This is a genomic window from uncultured Microbulbifer sp. (genome assembly GCF_947498635.1).
GTDB lineage: Bacteria > Pseudomonadota > Gammaproteobacteria > Pseudomonadales > Cellvibrionaceae > Microbulbifer > Microbulbifer echini.
This window is the reverse complement of the sequence record NZ_CANMKV010000059.1, coordinates 1-18,186: the sequence shown is the minus strand read 5'-3', so window position 1 is coordinate 18,186 and position 18,186 is coordinate 1. Positions and strand designations below refer to the sequence as shown.

Annotated in this window: 19 protein-coding genes, 1 tRNA gene and 1 pseudogene; 10 read left to right on the top strand and 11 right to left on the bottom strand. The window is 46.7% G+C overall.

Features of this window, described 5'->3' with window-relative positions:
* Positions 1–80: 80 nt before the first annotated feature.
* The 4 genes and pseudogenes from Q1A69_RS18975 to Q1A69_RS18960 all read right to left on the bottom strand — a co-directional run bounded on the left by Q1A69_RS18975 (position 81) and on the right by Q1A69_RS18960 (position 2,905).
* Positions 81–695, bottom strand: a complete 615-nt coding sequence (locus Q1A69_RS18975) for a hypothetical protein (protein ID WP_299589116.1) — start codon at positions 693–695, stop codon at positions 81–83.
* A 45-nt stretch (positions 696–740) separates the two neighbouring features.
* A pseudogene (locus Q1A69_RS18970) lies at positions 741–848 on the bottom strand (transposase); the annotation flags it as partial.
* Positions 849–1,326: 478 nt separating this feature from the next.
* On the bottom strand, positions 1,327–1,758 hold the full coding sequence (locus Q1A69_RS18965) for a hypothetical protein (RefSeq protein ID WP_299589114.1): 432 nt from the start codon (positions 1,756–1,758) through the stop codon (positions 1,327–1,329).
* 979 nt (positions 1,759–2,737) lie between these two features.
* Positions 2,738–2,905: a DUF2793 domain-containing protein gene (locus Q1A69_RS18960; protein WP_299589119.1), complete on the bottom strand. Its 168-nt coding sequence runs from the start codon at positions 2,903–2,905 to the stop codon at positions 2,738–2,740.
* Between the two features lie 52 nt (positions 2,906–2,957).
* Here Q1A69_RS18960 and Q1A69_RS18955 point away from each other — a divergent pair, with 52 nt between their 5' ends.
* Complete coding sequence (locus Q1A69_RS18955) at positions 2,958–3,119, top strand: hypothetical protein (protein WP_299589111.1); 162 nt, start codon at positions 2,958–2,960, stop codon at positions 3,117–3,119.
* 31 nt (positions 3,120–3,150) lie between these two features.
* Here the strand turns inward: Q1A69_RS18955 and Q1A69_RS18950 are convergent, their stop codons facing one another.
* Positions 3,151–3,555: a hypothetical protein gene (locus tag Q1A69_RS18950; protein ID WP_299589108.1), complete on the bottom strand. Its 405-nt coding sequence runs from the start codon at positions 3,553–3,555 to the stop codon at positions 3,151–3,153.
* A 156-nt stretch (positions 3,556–3,711) separates the two neighbouring features.
* Here Q1A69_RS18950 and Q1A69_RS18945 point away from each other — a divergent pair.
* Positions 3,712–3,788: transfer RNA gene (locus Q1A69_RS18945), tRNA-Arg, on the top strand.
* Between the two features lie 647 nt (positions 3,789–4,435).
* Entirely contained in the window at positions 4,436–5,599 is a 1,164-nt protein-coding gene (locus tag Q1A69_RS18940; RefSeq protein ID WP_299589105.1) for a patatin-like phospholipase family protein, read from the top strand.
* A gap of 1,366 nt (positions 5,600–6,965) precedes the next feature.
* Here Q1A69_RS18940 and Q1A69_RS18935 read toward each other — a convergent pair.
* The 3 genes from Q1A69_RS18935 to Q1A69_RS18925 form a co-directional block, all read right to left on the bottom strand.
* Positions 6,966–9,002 (bottom strand): acyl-CoA synthetase, encoded by a 2,037-nt coding sequence (locus Q1A69_RS18935; RefSeq protein ID WP_299589102.1) that lies wholly within the window; start codon positions 9,000–9,002, stop codon positions 6,966–6,968.
* A gap of 85 nt (positions 9,003–9,087) precedes the next feature.
* Positions 9,088–9,468, bottom strand: coding sequence for a tautomerase family protein (locus Q1A69_RS18930; RefSeq protein WP_299589099.1), 381 nt, complete (start codon positions 9,466–9,468; stop codon positions 9,088–9,090).
* Positions 9,469–9,478: 10 nt separating this feature from the next.
* Complete coding sequence (locus Q1A69_RS18925) at positions 9,479–9,943, bottom strand: hypothetical protein (RefSeq protein ID WP_299589096.1); 465 nt, start codon at positions 9,941–9,943, stop codon at positions 9,479–9,481.
* Positions 9,944–10,136: 193 nt separating this feature from the next.
* On the opposite strand from Q1A69_RS18925, the gene Q1A69_RS18920 reads away from it, so the two are divergent.
* Positions 10,137–10,568 (top strand): helix-turn-helix domain-containing protein, encoded by a 432-nt coding sequence (locus Q1A69_RS18920; RefSeq protein ID WP_299589093.1) that lies wholly within the window; start codon positions 10,137–10,139, stop codon positions 10,566–10,568.
* A 500-nt stretch (positions 10,569–11,068) separates the two neighbouring features.
* Here the strand turns inward: Q1A69_RS18920 and Q1A69_RS18915 are convergent, their stop codons facing one another.
* The gene (locus Q1A69_RS18915) at positions 11,069–12,322 is read right to left on the bottom strand and encodes a Y-family DNA polymerase (RefSeq protein ID WP_299589087.1); all 1,254 of its coding nucleotides are present in this window, start codon (positions 12,320–12,322) and stop codon (positions 11,069–11,071) included.
* A complete protein-coding gene (gene umuD / locus Q1A69_RS18910; protein WP_299589084.1) occupies positions 12,323–12,712 on the bottom strand; it encodes a translesion error-prone DNA polymerase V autoproteolytic subunit in 390 nt (129 codons plus the stop codon).
* Positions 12,713–12,777: 65 nt separating this feature from the next.
* On the opposite strand from umuD, the gene Q1A69_RS18905 reads away from it, so the two are divergent.
* From Q1A69_RS18905 to Q1A69_RS18880, 6 genes are all read left to right on the top strand, one after another.
* Entirely contained in the window at positions 12,778–13,125 is a 348-nt protein-coding gene (locus Q1A69_RS18905) for a hypothetical protein (protein ID WP_299589081.1), read from the top strand.
* The gene (locus tag Q1A69_RS18900) at positions 13,079–13,612 is read left to right on the top strand and encodes a mechanosensitive ion channel domain-containing protein (RefSeq protein WP_299589078.1); all 534 of its coding nucleotides are present in this window, start codon (positions 13,079–13,081) and stop codon (positions 13,610–13,612) included. The genes Q1A69_RS18905 and Q1A69_RS18900 overlap by 47 nt, the downstream gene beginning before the upstream one ends.
* A 201-nt stretch (positions 13,613–13,813) precedes the next feature.
* A complete protein-coding gene (locus tag Q1A69_RS18895) occupies positions 13,814–14,089 on the top strand; it encodes a hypothetical protein (RefSeq protein WP_299589075.1) in 276 nt (91 codons plus the stop codon).
* A gap of 65 nt (positions 14,090–14,154) precedes the next feature.
* The gene (locus Q1A69_RS18890; protein WP_299589073.1) at positions 14,155–14,631 is read left to right on the top strand and encodes a hypothetical protein; all 477 of its coding nucleotides are present in this window, start codon (positions 14,155–14,157) and stop codon (positions 14,629–14,631) included.
* A 142-nt stretch (positions 14,632–14,773) separates the two neighbouring features.
* Entirely contained in the window at positions 14,774–15,646 is an 873-nt protein-coding gene (locus tag Q1A69_RS18885; RefSeq protein ID WP_299589070.1) for an AraC family transcriptional regulator, read from the top strand.
* Positions 15,647–15,803: 157 nt separating this feature from the next.
* Positions 15,804–16,985: a patatin-like phospholipase family protein gene (locus Q1A69_RS18880; RefSeq protein ID WP_299589067.1), complete on the top strand. Its 1,182-nt coding sequence runs from the start codon at positions 15,804–15,806 to the stop codon at positions 16,983–16,985.
* Between the two features lie 143 nt (positions 16,986–17,128).
* Here Q1A69_RS18880 and Q1A69_RS20475 read toward each other — a convergent pair whose 3' ends face one another.
* Positions 17,129–17,329, bottom strand: a complete 201-nt coding sequence (locus Q1A69_RS20475; RefSeq protein WP_366525618.1) for a hypothetical protein — start codon at positions 17,327–17,329, stop codon at positions 17,129–17,131.
* Positions 17,330–18,186: the final 857 nt, after the last annotated feature.

The window sequence follows — 18,186 nt, the reverse complement described above, 5'->3', positions numbered from 1 at the left end:
ATGAGAATGTTACAAAAGAAACCTGCGCGTGTAGCATCCTACTTCCGGCATGAATCGATTAAATATGCAGCATAATGAAACTATTTGTCCGCCGGGTTAATAGCATCGTTGGAGAATCCAGTATCAGCAGTAATGATGACCTGTTTTTCCAAGATGGCTCCATCTATTCCTATATTCTGATAATGGCAACTGATGCCATCGAGAATAGGCTTCAGTGTATGATGTTCTTGCCCCTCTCCAAAGGCCTGTGCTTCAACAACTATCTGATGCTTCCTATCAACTGCGGCAACACCGTTATAGCCCTGGATGGTTCCCTTACTGGTAGTCATCTTGGCTGATTCATTGTCCGTGATATTACTTTTTACCTCTTTAGGGTTTTTACCTTGCCCCATCCTGGGGGAGTGATTCTTTAAGAACTGATCAATTTTATCAAAGTGTTTCTGCAGAGTATCAGCCGCTTTAGCTACCGCTTGCTTTCGCTCTTTTTCTTTAGGTTTCCTGCCATCAAGCCTCTTGTGCTCTTTGAGACAATGTTTGATCTTCTTGTGAATTTTTTTCTGCTTCTGCTCTAGCTCTTTAAAGGTCCCCGAATGTTCTTTGCTGGCATTGGATGGCATCTTGCATCCATCTATTGCGAAAAGTTCGTTGCCAAGCAGCCCTTGCTGATCGCAGACCAGCAACACTTGCTCAAACACCAACTCAATCGCATCAGGATAACTGCTTACGAAACTCGCAATACTAGTAAAATGCGGAACGGTATCGCATGACAGTGCTTTGAAGAGGATATTGTTCTCACACTGCCATTGAATTTCACGGCTTGAAGTAATACCTTTTGAGTAAGAAAACAGTATGATTTTCAGTAGGATAGCTGGATGATAGGCGGTTCGCCCACCGCTATCTTTGATATTTTTTATGGAAGACAGAGAGGTCGATATGGTTATCGATCAGATGATGAAGTGTAAACTCAAAGGTTTCAGGTTGTAGTTGTTCTTCGAAATTGATGACGACCATTACATCTTGGTTGTAATCGTAACGTTTGAAATTGGGCATATGGATAATCTCGACATCAAGATCTCCATTTTAACAAAATAAGCTACCTTTTAAGAGTTTTTCTACAGCCTGAACGCTGCCGGCAGGGGCAGCTTACCTTGTGCGTGTTTTGCGCGAAAATGGGAGCACAGCGACCCACGCACAAGGTAAACTGTCCCACGGAGGGCCGTAGGCCCGGAGTAAATTGCCCGGCCTTGTTAAGCAATACTTGGTACACACTCTCCGTCTTGCTCACATTTTACAATGGAATCCACTAAAGTTGCGAGTTTAAATTTTTTACGAACCGCCTTTAACATATAGAAATTTGTAGATAAAAATACTAGCGAGCACCACAGGGAAGACAACCACCGCCAATAAATATGGCGCAACAAAGTATTCGATAGCTTTGCTATCAGAGCTTAAACCGGAAAACAGGCAAAAAATTGATAAAGTTACGAACATAGAAATTAGTGCTGCCGCAGACTGCCTTATCATTTTTGAAACTTTCCAAAAATCAGAATAATTGAATATCAATGTCCATAATGCAGATCCGATTACGCCAAACATCAAGAACCCTATCCATGAAACCACAAAAGGAAACATAAATGCTCTAAGCACATTTTGGCTTGCAGCCATTATCGCAATTACTCCTGACAATAATGACGCCAACACCGCCACCAGTATCAATGTAATTGAAATGGACGATAAAATTCTAAAGTATTCTCGCATCTCTATTTGCTTAACGCCTTTGTCACAGGCTTGATTGTAGTGGAACCTTTTGCCGTATAATTGCGAAGCAATGGCAAAAGGTGTAACGGAAATTAAGTCCTGTGCACGAACTTGTTATGTGCATTTTTTATTAATATTACAATGCCAGCTACAACAGGTGAGAAAACTGCTAAAAATAGCTCTCTAAACATATTAGGTTCTGTAAAATATATTACACAAGTAACAATACAACCAAGGATCACCCCAATAGAAATAAGTGCTTTATATTTATCTGGCTTTAGCAACTCAAACCAGAAGCCTAAGACTCCAAATAGAGCAAAACTATAAAACAATAACCATAACGGGATATTGACAATATTATTAAATAAGCCAAAAGACCAATATGACCCAAGCAAGAACCAACATGTTGCAGGAGCTACTCCAGTGATAAAGATAAATATTTTATAAAATAATCCGATTTTAATTTCCTTGCACATAACATTTATATAGTGGTCATCAAGACCACTATTTCTGATACAAATGTACGCCAACTCACCATATTCTTCTACTAAATCAATGGATTACAGCCATTCGGCACGATAGTCCTAACTAGAAAAACGATCATCGTGATCACTATCCACAATTTTCGCATTCCTTACAACTGGCTGATTTTAAAGCATTATCTTGCGTTTTTTGGCAACTGAGAAAAATAACCTTCACTGTGATCAAAAACTGGCTGACGATGTGGCAATTCTAGGAACTACTTTTTGGTTAAGCCTTGGGCTGGTAGTACAGCTAGTTAGATTATTTGATTCTCCCAATACACCCCATTCAACGCGCTTAACATCTGTATCACTACCCCAGCCAAATCGCTGCTTATGTCCCCAGTAATCACCGGCAAAGTCTCGGGGCGGCTGGCAAGCTACCAGTCGCTGCTACCTTGGACATACAGCAGCCCGTCCACTTTATTCAGAGCCACCTTTGCGGAGAGAAATTGCCATTAGCTGGGGGCTGCGACATAGCGTGCGAGCTGGCCGTCCTCACCAGCCCAGTCGCCGGTGCCGGTGCCGGTGGCGACTAGGTAGCGGTCGCCATCGCTGACGGAGGCCGGTGGATCATTCTGTATGGTCTGCACTTCCAACGGTAGCAGTGCACCTACTGTATTCAGGGCCTGATTCAGGCTGGCAGCGGGGTTGTGGGTGCCTTCCTGGGCATAGGGTATGCCGCTGTTCGGCGTGTTGCTCTGGGTGTTTTTTTCTGCTTATACCCTAATCTATGCGGTGGGATCTGTGCCGGTGATGTTATGGAGTTGGTTGACTGTGATGGTGGCCGGGCCTGGGTCTGCGATGGTGAAAGTGTTTGCGGTGGTCTCCATACTCTGACCGATGTCCGATAGCCAGCAAAAAACGGGCTTTAATTGTAAGCCGCGCGGCCATCGAGCCGCACTCTCCCAACCCATTCGATATTCAGCTGGCCGCCGCTGCAGTAGGCACTAAGATAGGTCCGTGCTGATTCGCTATGGCTGTCGCCGGCAAAGGTGCCACAGATAGCTATCTCTTTGTCGCTACCGACACCGGTGGCATGGAAGGTAAAAGTCTGGCCGAGGTTGAGGTTGTAGCACTCGACGCTGACATAGTTCAGGGTATCGCCCTCGAGTAATATACGTCGCGTTCTCGCTGGGTGGTTTATGGGTGCGGTCTTAGCACCCACGCAGGAAGTAGCCGATTTACCAAACCACAGGGCTGGTCTCTTAGCCTCGGCAAAGTTCACGATTTCATTGCCGATCGGCGCCCTACTCTGCCGGCTTAGCCTCACCACATCAGAAATTATCTATTGATGCCAAATAGTCATTTTTCACTCACTTACTCCCAAACTGACTATTATTTAGCCTCCGAATAACCAAGCCATACATTTCTGCCACATAAGTTCTTGACTAGCGCCTTCAGGATCTATATTGTGCGCAACCTCAACGACGCGCTCGTAGCTCAGCTGGATAGAGTACCTGGCTACGAACCAGGCGGTCGGAGGTTCGAATCCTCCCGAGCGCGCCATTTCAAAAGGGCTTGCATTTTCGAATGCAGGCCCTTTTTTTATAGAGCCCGCGCAAGTCTCATAGAGACAGACACAATCCTACTCTCACATCTGCCTCTTTAGGCCAACTTCACCCTCTGGGCAACCCGTAAACCTCTCATCAGCTACCCTCGCCCTCTTGCCTCTATTAAAAAATTACCGGGAAGTTGAATTGATGGAGCTCGTTCCTTCCTCGAAAAACATTACGGCAAGAAAAGTGTTTTTAAGCGCTCCAATAAACTTTACCCAACAGACACTGAGCAGTTCGCATAAAATTCACTACCGTTTTTACTTCTCACCATCGCACCCTAAAGAGCGTTTTTACATATCCTCCCCTCAGGTATGACCGTGAAACTCGATCCATTCCCCTCCCCATTTTTTTATTCGCATTGAGTCACTGATAATTTCCGAGTAACGTTCCAACCGAGCCCTTAGCAGCTGACTGATAGGACACCACTCCTATCACAGTATCTTATAAGCACATTTTCACCTGTAGCAAATAAGCCTAGTGAAAAGACGATTCGGAAGAATACCCTTCTGTCTGGACCACACAAGGCTCAGATGCCGATTATGCTTACATCAAGAATTATTCACAGACACCTGAAACTACGAGTAACCTGCCGTATCCATGCTTAAAGGTTCTATATTAGCCGTTCTATTTATCGCTGTAGTTTATATTTCTGCCGCTTATGTTTATAACAATCAATTCACTCAGTCCATTACCTTCACCCGAGCGCCCTCTGAACCCGAACTCACAAACAGCCTTGATTACCTAAAAGAAAAAGATACCATCCGCATACTGATCATTGATGGCGGTGGGGTTCGGGGTTTAATCCCACTGTATGTGCTCAAGTACATCGAGAAAAAACTAAAGAAACCGATCACCGAGGTCTTTGACGTCTACAGTGGCGTATCCAGTGGTGCGATCATTGCCAGTGGTATCAACATTCCAGAAGACTTTATTCCCGAACAATATAGAGGCCATAGCTCCGCCACAGAATATTTGATTCAACTCTACAAGGAGGAAAGCGATTACCTATTTTCCTCACCCTGGTATCACGATATTTTGACTGGATGGGGACTTTTTTCCCCCTCTTTTATGGGGGAACGTTTACACGAGGTAATGGAAAAACACTACACTAAATCCCTTTCATTCACGGACTTAAAGAACTATGTCATTATCCCAGCCCTAAACATACACAACGGTGAAGTACACCTGTTCAAAAACCGCGGAGATGCTGTCAGCCAACTGCCCACCAATAGTTTATATCAACTCATTACCGCAGCCGTCAGTGCCGAAACGGCTTACCCTCCAGTTGCGTTTAAAGTACCCGGAAAATCCCATCAGCATAACTACTTCGCGGATGCCGGCCTGGCTATGAATAACCCTACAAGCTTGGTACTGCTTAACATCCTTCGCAGGTTTCCCAACAAAAATTACTATGTACTGATTTTAGGCACAGGGACCCCACCAACAGCCAGTTCCCAACTGGAATACAAAGAACTCAAAAACTGGGGGCGCATCCGTTGGATTCAAGACGCCTTCTTAAATATTCAGAAGTCCATGGATCATCAGCAATTGTATGCACTGGACCTAATCCAATTATTCACCAGCGAAAAACGACTGCAGTACGACTACCTAAACATCGAAGTTGTTGATCCATTTGTTGGAATTTTTGATTATGATGCCCTGGATTCTCTGAGGCTTCACGCGGACAGACTGATTGAAGAAAACAAACCGGTGATTCAAAAAATCATCGATCATCTGAATCAAAGTGATCGACCCGATTAAGCGGCCGGACCAGCAGATAATTACTTTCATTCAACCTGGAATACTGTGGCTCTCAGTCACCAAACACGGCAATAAACTACTTCCAGCATCTACGCCACCGTTAGATAGAATGATTTTTAATTTACTCTAACATCCCGCCACTCGCCTCCCATTTTGATAACGCAGAACAACCGATGAAGTTAGAGGATCTGGTACTTAACCCGTATCCCGTCGTCTTTATTTGGGAGTGTCAATTTTACAGTTGTTAAGAATGGCCTTGAGGAGCTCCCGCCCGCCCTGTCCTCTGCACTTCGATTTCTTTTCGTCGCCATCCCCGCAGTATTTTACATCTCTATTCCCAAGACACCCCCATGAAATGTACTTGGTGTTGGCCTCTTTCTCGGGGCACTAAACTTTAACTACTTTTCTTTGCGATGAAAACCGATGCATCCGCTGGTATTTCTTCTTTACTTCTCCAGACCAAGCGTTCTTAACTATCTTACTCGGTGCTCTTTTCTTTAAAGAGGCCGTTAACCGGATTCAAATACTCAGTATTCTTATCGCAACATCTGGATATTCACTATTCTTCCTGAATACAGGGGGCAGCGTAAGCGCTTTTGGTCTAATCAAGCTGCTTCAGCATTCATCTGGGCCCTATCAAATCTGATTATGAGACGTACCCAGGGCAGCAATTTATTGCATTTTATGGTTTGGATATGCCTGATCCCACCCCTACCACTTTTTGCTCTCTCCTATTTCCTGGAAGCGCAGGATTCGATAGCGCTAATCATTAGGGCAAGTGACACAATCTGGCTGTCACTTGCCTATATGAACTTTATTTCCATGTTGATCGTCTTCGCTATTTGGGGCTGGCTCGCGAGAACGCACTCCGCAGCAACGATCCCCCCCTTTTGCTCTACTCATTCCGGTAATAGGCATCACCACCTCGAGCATTATCCTGGATGAACAATTGCAGACGATTGAAATCGTCGAATTTGCACTGATTATGGCTGGACTGACCTGCAATGCGTTACAAGAAAAATTGGCGAAGCTCGTTAAAAACCTAACACGACTTCTTCATACGCCTCCAAAAATTCCGTGATTCTGTTGACATCCCTTGAACTTAGATAACCTCCACGAGGTTTACGAGGCTGGCTTACATTCATACATTTTTTGCAGCAAAGGATTTCGAAGTAATGACTCCGATTCTGATGTGATCTTTATATAGCCCTTTTAAATCACTCCATTAGTTAATCATTGGCACATAAAAATTGATGCCTAGGTACTTTTTCTGCGAGCATGCTTCTTTACCACGAACACAGTACAAAATTTATGATACAGCACCGCAGGTGCAAGAGCCCTCAAGGAGAGGGCTTTTTGCAAACGATCACATCAGTTCATACTTAAAAGTGTATGGCGCCAGCTGTTCTGCAAGAGAACGTTCAAGGTCAGAGTTTCCTTGCGTAGAGATTCTGGCAATGGTTCCGAGCACCTTATCTTGCTCCACTTTTACATGCTTACCTGCAGGTGAAACATCTACTTTCTGCACCAGCTGCTTGATAATACCTTCAACGCATATACGGATTTCCTCCATCTCCAGTGCAGGCTTGAAGATCTTGCCAACCGCCGTAGTAGGGAGCATTGCTCTTAGTACAATTTTTCTGGGGATAGCCGCGCGCTCAGTGATATTCTCTTTTGCGTAAACGGTAATTTCTTCAAGTAATGCTTTGGCATAAGCATCCATTACAATCTCACCCCCATTGATCGTTAGGGTGCTCATCGCACTATCCGACAGCATTACATAGGCGACAGGAACTTCCCCTGCATGAGGATCAGGAGTCCCTACAGCTGCCGCCATGGCAACGGCAGCATGCTGGCAGAGGACCTCTTCAATCAATTTAGGCTCAATATTATGCCCCCCGCGCACGATCAGTTCTTTTTTACGACCTGTGAGCCAAAAATATCCATCGTCATCCTGCCGGCCTAAATCCCCGGTATTCAGCCAGCGCCGCCCTTGATCATCGTGTACCCATATTCCCTGATTGTGCTCGGGATTGAGATATCCTCTGAACACATTATCGCCATGAATAAGCAGGCTGCCGATTTCATTTATCTGACTGTATCGAATGAAATTACCCTGCGCATCCAGCTGAACACTTCGCATCATTTGCAACGGCAAGCGCAGTCCAATAGAGCCAACCTTCTTGGTTCCATGTGGCGGAGTGATACTGCTGGCACAGGTACCCTCCGTTAGGCCATAGCCCTCGACAATTTGTACCCCGGTTATTCGTTCAAAAGCATTGAACACTTCAACAGGCATAGGCGCTGCGCCACACAAAGCCATTTGTAGAGAGGAGATATCGCACTGATTTACCGGCTGTTGAAGCAGCGTTGAATAAACAGTGGGGACAGCACTAAAACTATTGACGCGGTAGAACTCAATTATTTTCCAAAAATGACTGAATACGCCTTCGCCGCGGTAGCCTTGTGGCGTCATTAATACTACTTCGCAACCATTGATAAAGGCAGCAAGCCCAGTCACTATTGCCGCGTTCACATGGAATAATGGCAGACCACACAGAATTACCTTTCCCGAACTCATGATGTCCCCCGCCACCAAACCAATACTTTTTGCATTGGCCAGTTCATTCGCGTGAGTATGAGTCGCAATTTTGGGTAAGCCTGTTGTGCCACCCGTGCAGAATAGGGAGGCCACATCGTCACTACGGATGATGCGTTTGAACGTTAAATACGTAGAAGGCTGCTGCTGTATTGCCGACTGAAAATGTACTCGCTTTATTCCTTCCAGTGGCTTCAGTCGCGAGCGATGCTGGAATTGTATCGCTTTAGCTGCAACGCCCTTTAGGCCTTTGGCATGATAGGCTGGATCTACATGTAAGATACTTGTTACTTCGGGCAGATTGCCTAAGATACTTTCAATTTTTTCACAAATATCAGTACCGGGAAAAGGGCTTAGCGTTACGATTGCTTTTGCCTGGCTATGCCGCATTAACTCTTCTATCTGCCTGGATTCCAATAATGGGTTGATCGCCAGTACCTTTGCCGCGGCCTCTGCACCCCAAAGTACATAGTGGGTTTCGGGCAGATTAGGCAAGATAAATGCGACCGTATCGTCCTCTTTAAGCCCGATACTGTTGAATAAATTGGCCGTTTGAGTAATCCGTTCAGCCAGCGTTTGATAGCTGATTTTTACCGGTTTTCTGTAATCCTTCCCCGAGAGAAAATAAGAGATCGCTGTTTGCTGAGAATGACGCTTACAGGCAGCCATTAATGCATCAAAAGTATTACCCGTAAATTTCTCAGATAGCGCCTTAAAACGGGAATAATCTTCACCCCCTGGCTGCTTGCCCGTTAACAAGTAGGTTTCCAGGGTTTCGATACCTTCCAAAGTCGAAGTGGACATAATATTACTCCCTGCTGCCATTCAGAATTTGGCAGTATTGAATTATTTTTTATTTCTGAGGCATAGAAAGAAAGTTAATGTGAACCTAGCTGGATTGCAGGGCAAGCCACTCTTGCTCCTCTCCAGGTTCCGGCATTACTGCACCTCCTTCAATGACCCAGCTCGCAGGCACATCGATAAGATCCACCTCACAACGAGAGGTGGGACAGCCTAAAACCTTAGAGGCTGTTTCGATAAAACCATTTGCTAGGGTTGACTTGATTTTATCGCTACGGCCTGAACGAATGGAACCCAGAACATGAACGATATTCTTTGAACGCAAGTAAACACCCTGACTGAATACAACTTGTACAAATTGTGCGGGCGCACCGGTTACTGTGCAGTGAACTTCCGTAATTTCTGAAACAAGCATCTGTTGCTCAACACTGGACAGTGGTCGCTGGGTGGAGATTGTATAAAGGGGCATCTGTGATCTCTTACAAGTTGATCTGAGTTTTGAAGTGCCCTGAGGCGCATCTGGACGTCACTAAGCGCATCAGCGTTTTCGCGATGTAGCCAATTTGCCGAAGAGGAGGCATTCGCTTGCGATTTGCGCTTAAAAATTCTTTGCTGAGTGATTGGTCGGGCGCTGTAATAACCACCTCATTTTTATTCGTCTCTGCTGTGATGCACCATTGCTCAAGCAATTTGTATAAAAATGGGTGTCGCAACCTGTTCATGGTTCCATCCGGTACGGGGGCCATAAGGGTGGCCACTGATGATGGTTTACCCTCCAAGAATGCTTGATTTACCGGTATCTCCAGCCACACCACCCTGGGGGACACAGATTGGTCCAGGTGATCCTGGTAAGCCCGGCGTATCACTTGCTCCAGCATCTGTTTCTTGGGGCTGCCTAAAGAGCCCTCGACAAAGGAGCACAAAACGATCGGTTTGAAGCGCATTACACATCTCAATAGTTGCATTTTGGAACTAATCTAGCGCAGATAAGTTCCAAAATGCAACTAACCAAAATTTGATATAGGTGTCGCTTCAATAACTTATGGTTATATAGGGGAGCTGTAGCCGCCTTCTGGAAAGTTTTGTTTTGGAACTTGCCTGTGAGACCATGGAGCCTTGGGCAACCGCAGGATGGCTATGAGCGAGAGTAAACCCACTGTTCAATGTGCAATCGAAGAGGCGCTTTCCGTCATCGGCGATCGCTGGAGTCTGCTTGTTATCCGCGATGTATTGAGGGGGGTTAACCGGTTTGACTCATTGCAGGAGAGCTTGCAAATCTCGCGAAATATTCTCACCCAAAGATTAACCACTTTGGAAGACGCTGGCATCCTGGTTAAAACCCCAATCAAACCCGGAGCGCGGCGTATGCTCTATAACGCAACTCCGAAGTGCCTCGCGCTGGTTCCCGTCTTGGTGTCTCTGATTGACTGGAGTACACACTGGTCTGGAAGAGAAGGTGTGCGCTGGTCACGGGTTATTGATAAAAGAACGGGAGAGCCTGTCCGGGTCGATTTGGTCGGTAACGATGGACAGCCGGTATCCCTGCTGGATCTGGATTTGAAATATTAGGTTTGCAACCCAACTAACAAAATCCAACCAAGCCCCCCCTAGGGCGGGCCTTAAAAGCCGTAGAGACTTTACAGGATTGTTCAGAGGTGCCCCAGTTGATAGCGGTTCCTTGTGTAGTCGTTCCGCCTTTGCGCTGCCGGGAAAAACTCCTTCCCCCGGCAGTATCTACTTGCCGCTAGACTAGTGTCTGTCGATCAACGAGTACGCCGGCCACTCCATGCACCTGTTCTGCAAGCACTGCGGTCAACTCTGGGAAATCCAAGATTCCGCCCTTATCCACATACAAGAAATCTTACGGGGCTTTCCCCGCAACAGAGTTAGCGCAAAGCAAATCAAAGCCCTACGACCCCATATAGGCCTCTCCATGATGGCCACTAAGCAATTTGCGAGCCACAAGACGCGAAAGACCGGCCACTGCTTCTTCTGCAGCGCGCACCTGGACACTATCCCCGTCTTAATCAAAAACTGCGGCCGCTGTGGGACTTTGAACCTCGATGCCCCTAAATCTGCACCATAGGCAGCGCCGCCCAACGAGTGGTATACGAGGGTGAACGATAAGCCTGGCGCATCTTCCAGTGCTTGTGTACACCCTCGGCCCCCAGGAACAGGGTACCGCGGCCAAAGTGCCGATTGACCCTATCGAGGGTCTGCATTACCTCCCCGGCGCGTTTCGACTGCCCAAGCGAGAACAAATCGCCCTGCCCCAACGACCGGGGCACCAGCTCTACCAGGCCCACACCGGCCTTCATATAGCGGTGACCCGGCCGGTAAAGCTCGGCTATAGCGCCCTTTGCCAAACCGGCGAGCAGGCGGGAGTCATCGGTAGGGTAAGGACACTGCACTAATACACTGCGGCTGTAATAGTTGGGTTCGTGGGGTGAGGTGTGCAAAAAGACATGCATCGCCGCCACCAAGCAGCCTTGTCCACGCAGCTTTTCTGCCGCCCGGCTGGCATAGAGGCTGACGGCCTGCTGGATTGGCTGCAGCTCGGTTAATTTTTCCCCAAAGGAACGGGTGCAGTAAATCTGTTTCTTCGCCGGCGGCTGCTCTTCCAACCCCAGGCACGGAGTGCCATTTAACTCTTCAATAGTTCGCTCAATATGAATATTGGTATGCCGACGCAGGATCTTGGGATTGGCCCTCGCCAAGTCATAGACGGTTTCGATCCCAAGGTGCCCCAATCGCTTTGCCAACCGTCGACCAACCCCCCACACCTTATCGACCGGCATGCGCTTTTGCAGCCACTGCCATCTATACGGAGTATCCAAGACGCAAACCCCGTGGCATTGGGCGATGTTTTTCGCCGCCCTGTTGGCGAGTTTGGCCAGGGTCTTGCTGGGAGCGATCCCCACACCTACAGGCATACGCACATCCCGCCACAGGGTTGTGCGAATCCGCTGTCCATAGCTCAGCCATTCCTCCTGCAGACCCTGTAGATTAAGGAACATCTCATCAATACTGTAGACCTCCACCTCTGGGCTGAAGCCCTTGAGCGTCTCCATAACCCGATGGGAAATATCCCCGTAGAGCGGGTAATTACTGGAGAAGATAGCCACTTTGTGCCGCCGCAACAAAGGCTCAATCTTGAAGAAAGGCTCCAGATCAGCAATGCCCAGTGCTTTGGCCTCGCTAGAGCGCGCCACCACAAAACCATCGTTATTAGAAAGCACCACCACCGGCCTGCCCCTTAAGTCGGGCCGGAATATCTGCTCACAGCTGGCGTAGCAACTGTTGCAATCTACCAGTGCCAACATTCAACAGGGGCGATGATAGCGAATAGAGGCTTTCACCACGCCTTCCACAATCAGCTCCTGCCCCTCCCAAACGGGTATGGGCGGGTAGCGATCATTGGCCGACAGCAGACGCCCGCGCTGGCGATCCAACACCTTGCAGGAAAGCTGGCCATCCAGGGCCACAACCACCACATCGCCATGCACCGGCTCCAGAGAGCGGTCCACCACCAGTAGGTCGCGATCAAAGATACCCAGCCCCTGCATCGAATCGCCATTAGCGCGGGCCATAAACGTAGCCGCGGGACGAGTGATTAAATGTTGATCGAGACTGAGGCTTTCCTCTTTGTGGTCATCCGCAGGAGAGGGGAAGCCAGCGGCAACGCCGTGACTGTAGAGCGTCGCAAGTTTCATAGGGTTTCACCAAATACTGTATATGTATACAGTTTAGAGGTAATGCGCCAATTCCAGCAAGAACGATGACTGACTGGTGGGCCGGCAGGTGTTCCCGTATCGGTCTCATGCACCTACAGCGCCCACACCTGGCGCCGCAGCAGATATCCGCTTTCCAGCGCTCAAACCGGCTTGGCAGTGTCTTAGACTACGACTATGATCCGCGCAGCAAGGGGCGAAACAATGATTCACCCGGCAATGCAATACTGGTACAAAGTAAGCATCTGCAGGTATGGCCGCCGGCCGCACATCGTTTAAAACTACGACCCCACAGCAGCAAGCCCTTCCCACAGAAAGGCAAGGCATTATGGAAATGGGATAAACAGTATGAATTTAGTCATAGCGGCACTGATCATCGCCTCTTATTTTATTAGCATGAGACTGAGCTCCTCCGCGATCGGCCGATTTGGGCAGAGCAGAGCGGTGAAGCCCTATCGACTCAAATATATTTCCAAGACAGTTGGTATTGCCCTGCTGGTTTTTCACTTGGTATTACTCATCAGCGCCCTCGGGTTTGAATATACCCAGGTTTCCATCTTTCTCTCTTCAGTATTCGCAGTCATCGGTGTGGCACTTTTTGCCCAGTGGTCAATATTGAGCAATATCACGGCCAGCTTGATTATTTTCTTTGGCTTTCCCTACAGGGTTGGCGATAAAATTCGGGTTATGGACAAAGATGACGATATCTCTGGCACCATTGAAGAAATCACACTATTTCACGTGCTTATCCGGAGAGGTGAAGAGCTTATTACCTATCCCAATACCTTAATTCTGCAAAAAGGTGTGATTAAAAATCCCAGCAAGAGCACGCCAGAAGCGCCACAAGCATTACAGGAAACCAGTCCGGCGGAGATTCCATAGTCCCGCCGTGCACCGCTCCCCGACCATTTCAGGGTGGGGAGTTCGCCAACGGTCAGTGCCATAACCTATCCTCATAACCCAGAGCGATCTGCAGGCACAGAAAACCCTCCTCACGTCACATCTCCTCTAGGGCGATTTGCTTCAACCGTCTCAATAGTTAAAAATGCGCAAGATTCTTAGAAATTGGCTTTAAGGGACTGCATGACCGATACCCTCAAAGATATACTCCTCTTTGTACAAGAAATGGGCCTAAAAAATGGCCTGTTTGTCATTTTTTTCATCTTTGCGCATTATTTGCTTTTCTGGATGTACAGTGGGCGGCTGAAAGATCGCCAAGTTGAAATTGATCGGCTAGCTGCGGATAATAAAGAGTATCGAGACAGGTTCCTCAAGCTGATGGATAATGCCTTCTCCTATTCTCCACCAACCCGAAAAGCGGCCTCTAAAAAGCCCATTAATGAGAAGGAGTTTGAGTAGTGCTCTACATCTTGCTCGCAATTGCTCTTTTTTTCATTGCCGTGCAGATATATCGGCTGTTAGAGATGAGAAAGCACGATCGGCATCTGTTCGAATTTTGCCAACTGCGGAGGGATACTATCGCGTATCTCTCCAACTCCTATGAGAGCCTCTCCAGAACGGACTATATTGCCCTGAGAAAAATCAATGATGCCCTGAGTAGTATTATTGCCGGATATAAAGCACATAGAACCGTGGTCTTTAACTTTCGCTTATTTACCGAATATTTGGATGAACTCAAAGCATTTGAAAAGAAAGCCGAGAAAATATCCACCAACAACAAAGATATTCAAGACCTACTAAAACGAATCCACTGCTCTATTTTCAAAGCCTTTCTGGCATTTACTCCCCACCTGAAATCAGAACTGGCGTTCTCACTAGTGATCAAACTGATCTCACTGGGTATTAAGGCGGGGCTCAACTCTCTCAAAGACTATTTATTAAGCCTCAAAGAGGCAAAGGTCATGGTAAATACCTTCAAAAGATCCTCCACTCCCTGCTAGCGCATATGGGGCCTAAGGGCCCCACCATCCTCTGCCCCCACTCCCGCCGGTCTCCCTCTTCACGGTTCATAGTCAGCAATATCGATCAAGTACTGGGGGCACAAGGCATCTAGAATCTTTTTACCTAAAGGAGGCAACAGAGATGGCGAGACATAGAGAGAGGTTTGCGCATGTCCTGTACTTTATTGAGGCTAACCTCGATTCGGATCTCGATGTCGACCAGCTCTGCCAGTTTGCCAACTTGTCTAAATACCACTTTCACCGCCAGTGCTCCGCCTTCTTCGGAATGTCAGTGATAGCCCTGGTCAGATTACTAAGACTCAAGCGGGCGGCCTATCAGCTGGCTTACCGGGATAAAAAGGTCGTGGATATAGCACTGGAAAGCGGCTATGAGAGTCATGAGGCCTTCTCGCGGGCCCTCAAAAGATACTTTGGTAAAAGCCCCGCTAAATTTAGACAGAAACCCGACTGGGCACTCTGGCACAAGCACTATGAGCCGATCATGATACTAAGGAGTCAATTGATGGCAACCACCACCAGCTTCGATGTAAAAGTCGTCGAATTTCCCGAGACCCGCCTTGCCGTCATGGAACACCGGGGGCCAGCTCACCTACTGGGCAGCACTATTAATCAGTTTATTCAGTGGCGAAAAGGGCAAGGCCTTTCACCGGATAAAAGCAGGACGTTCAATCTGGTTTACGATGATCCCGCAACCACAGCCTCAGACCAGTTCAGATTTGACGTCTGCTGCACAGTAAACCAACCGGTCAGTGCCAGTATCACCCATGAATATGGCGTCATAAATAAAGTGATCCCTTCGGGAAAATGTGCAGTCATCCAGTACTTGGGCAGTGATGATTCGATTGGAATTGCTGTTCAATACCTGTACCTTCAGTGGCTTGACTCTTCAGGCTTTACCGCCCGAGAATTTCCAATGTTTTTTGAAAGAGTGAAATTTTTCCCCGAAGTCCCAGAGCGCGAAATGATTACAGATATCTACCTGCCCATAGAATAACTTCCCTTGCCTGCCACCCTTAAAGCAATAATAAAAATCACAATACAAAGAGCAAATAAAAAAATAATTTATAACCACTTAAAAAGATAACAAAGCGTAAAACTATCCCACCAGCAAGCACTCTTTATAATATGGAGAAAAGAGTGCAGGCAGCCTCATGAAAACTTGGCATATACCAACGATTATTGTAGTAACAATCACCTTTTTGGTGGTGTTGATATACGTTTACAATAATCGTCTCACCCAGAGCATTCAGTTTAATGCACACCCTGTAACCGAGGAATTTATTGAGAGCAACCAAGCGCTCAAAGATAAAGACACCATTAATATTCTTATCATTGACGGGGGTGGTATTCGCGGTCTTATCCCTCTCTATGTACTCCAACATATAGAACGAGAGGCTGGCAAACCGATCGATGAGCTATTTGATGTTTTTAGTGGTGCATCAATAGGTGCGATTATTGCCACCGGACTCAATGTTCCTCACATACCAACTCACAACTCTGCCACCGAAGGTCAAAACATCCACTCTAAGAGTGACAAGATAATCCAAATCTACAAAGATGAAAGTGAGTATTTATTCTCAGTTCCCTGGTATCACAAAATATTGACAGCTAACGGATTGCTCTCTCCCCGCTTTATTGGCGAGCGCCTGAGCAATGTCATGGAGGAAAATTACACAAAAGAAATGAACTTCACTGATTTGAAAAATTATGTGATTGTACCTTCTCTTAATATTCATACAGGCCAATTAACGCTATTTAAGAACCGCGGCAAGGAAGTAACCAACCTGCCCACCAATACGCTCTACCAACTAGTAACCGCAGCCTCCAGTGCTGAAAGCCTATTCCCACCTGTCGAATTTATGACAAAAGACCAGGATATTCGGCACCGCTACTTTGCCGACGCAGGTATCGATGCAAACAACCCTGCCAGTATCGTACTGCTCGATATTATCAGAGAATTTCCTGGGAAAAACTATTATGTATTGATACTTGGAGCTGGCACCTCTCCATTAAAAACCATGGACGCCAGCTACAAAAAAGTAAAAAACTGGGGAAAAATTAGCTGGACCCAGGATCTTATATCCAACGTACAAAGATCCATGGATAGCCAGCAGCTGTACACTCTGGAAATTGCGAGATCTCTCAGCCCGAAAGGAAAAATCGATTACAACTACCTAAATATAGAAATTAATAATCCATACGTCGCCATATTTGACTACAAATCCGTCGACAAACTAGAGACTCTCGGAGAGAAACTTATCAATGAAAATCAAGCCGAACTTGATCAGGTGCTCAAACATTTGCAACAGGGAAATAAAGGAGGCTCTAAATGATTTCTTGACTCCTCTGGCTTTTTTAGCGGTTCACCATCAAGGGGCGGTAAAGCAACTTACCGTTCTGAATACGATGGTAAAAAACAACACATACTGGGATGAAAATATGGCTTAAAAGTCTAACGAAGAACCATAGTCACTTGTTAGGGCTCGGAGGCGGAGTACCAAACCATTTCCTTTAGCTCTACCCCTGGACAACCGCTCGCTTCCTCTAAGACTCTGAATCCGATCTTTGAATACAAGTTATACGCTGCACTGTTTTTTGAAGATACATTCAAAACTACAGAAGTAAAACCTTGAAATTTAGCATGGCCGAGCAACTCTTTGACTAAGCTTACACCAATACCGCCCTTTTTTATCAGGTTTTACCCACATAGAAACTAGCTCGTACTGCCCTTCTGAATGAACACCACCGACTAATCCGACATCCTCTCCATTACAACGAGCAAGTAAAAATTTAACCCATTTATACCAGAGGCGATTGACTTCCAATTTTCATCAGAAATCTCTTTTGTTTCTGATAGGTGATACCAAATTCATTGGAAGAATCAAGAAGTGACTCCAATCGAATATTTTTTAACGACTCCCAATCACTTTTAGTGAGGGGCACGATATTCATAGTTTTGGAACTCTAACGCCCGCAACAGGGGCGACCAATACTATGCACTTTTTGTGCGAAACTGGAAACGCAGTGACCAGCACAAAAGGTGCATAGTATTGGGCGTCCCGCGGAGGCCCGAAGGGCCGGAGCATTCTGCTTGCGCTTGTTAGTTTTTGAGTCCACTGTACCTGATCTCACTTTACCGAGGGCGAGGCCAAATATATACCCCATTATTTACATAGTAAGACTTTAGTATCGGCAGTTTTCTAGCTTTAAATAGATCAGGAACTCCGCCGAATCGTTTCTCATATATGCCTACAGCGCGAAGTCGCCTAATACGCCAGAGATAGAACGAATCATCTTGCCGAATCGCTTTGGCTTCGCGTGTAGCAAACCTTTGAATTAGCGATTTCAATTGAAGCTTACGAATCTCTTTAAGTACGAGGACCTTAAATAGCTTGCTCTCCTTCCCAAGCTTGTAGTCCATTCTCCGTATATTTATTTCGCCACTCCTTGAGGAAAACTAACGCTAAGATAACCTGCGCTGCAGGCGGCAAAAAAATGACCTGGCATTGAATTTAGGCCGAACTAAAGAGGCCC

Coding starts and splice junctions, on each gene's coding strand:
- Q1A69_RS18965 (WP_299589114.1), bottom strand. CDS start 1,758: ATGCGAGAATACTTTAGAATTTTATCGTCCATTTCAATTACATTGATA.
- Q1A69_RS18955 (WP_299589111.1), top strand. CDS start 2,958: ATGCCGCTGTTCGGCGTGTTGCTCTGGGTGTTTTTTTCTGCTTATACC.
- Q1A69_RS18940 (WP_299589105.1), top strand. CDS start 4,436: ATGCTTAAAGGTTCTATATTAGCCGTTCTATTTATCGCTGTAGTTTAT.
- Q1A69_RS18935 (WP_299589102.1), bottom strand. CDS start 9,002: ATGTCCACTTCGACTTTGGAAGGTATCGAAACCCTGGAAACCTACTTG.
- Q1A69_RS18930 (WP_299589099.1), bottom strand. CDS start 9,468: ATGCCCCTTTATACAATCTCCACCCAGCGACCACTGTCCAGTGTTGAG.
- Q1A69_RS18925 (WP_299589096.1), bottom strand. CDS start 9,943: ATGCGCTTCAAACCGATCGTTTTGTGCTCCTTTGTCGAGGGCTCTTTA.
- Q1A69_RS18920 (WP_299589093.1), top strand. CDS start 10,137: ATGAGCGAGAGTAAACCCACTGTTCAATGTGCAATCGAAGAGGCGCTT.
- Q1A69_RS18915 (WP_299589087.1), bottom strand. CDS start 12,322: ATGTTGGCACTGGTAGATTGCAACAGTTGCTACGCCAGCTGTGAGCAG.
- umuD (WP_299589084.1), bottom strand. CDS start 12,712: ATGAAACTTGCGACGCTCTACAGTCACGGCGTTGCCGCTGGCTTCCCC.
- Q1A69_RS18905 (WP_299589081.1), top strand. CDS start 12,778: ATGACTGACTGGTGGGCCGGCAGGTGTTCCCGTATCGGTCTCATGCAC.
- Q1A69_RS18900 (WP_299589078.1), top strand. CDS start 13,079: ATGAATTTAGTCATAGCGGCACTGATCATCGCCTCTTATTTTATTAGC.
- Q1A69_RS18895 (WP_299589075.1), top strand. CDS start 13,814: ATGACCGATACCCTCAAAGATATACTCCTCTTTGTACAAGAAATGGGC.
- Q1A69_RS18890 (WP_299589073.1), top strand. CDS start 14,155: ATGAGAAAGCACGATCGGCATCTGTTCGAATTTTGCCAACTGCGGAGG.
- Q1A69_RS18885 (WP_299589070.1), top strand. CDS start 14,774: ATGGCGAGACATAGAGAGAGGTTTGCGCATGTCCTGTACTTTATTGAG.
- Q1A69_RS18880 (WP_299589067.1), top strand. CDS start 15,804: ATGAAAACTTGGCATATACCAACGATTATTGTAGTAACAATCACCTTT.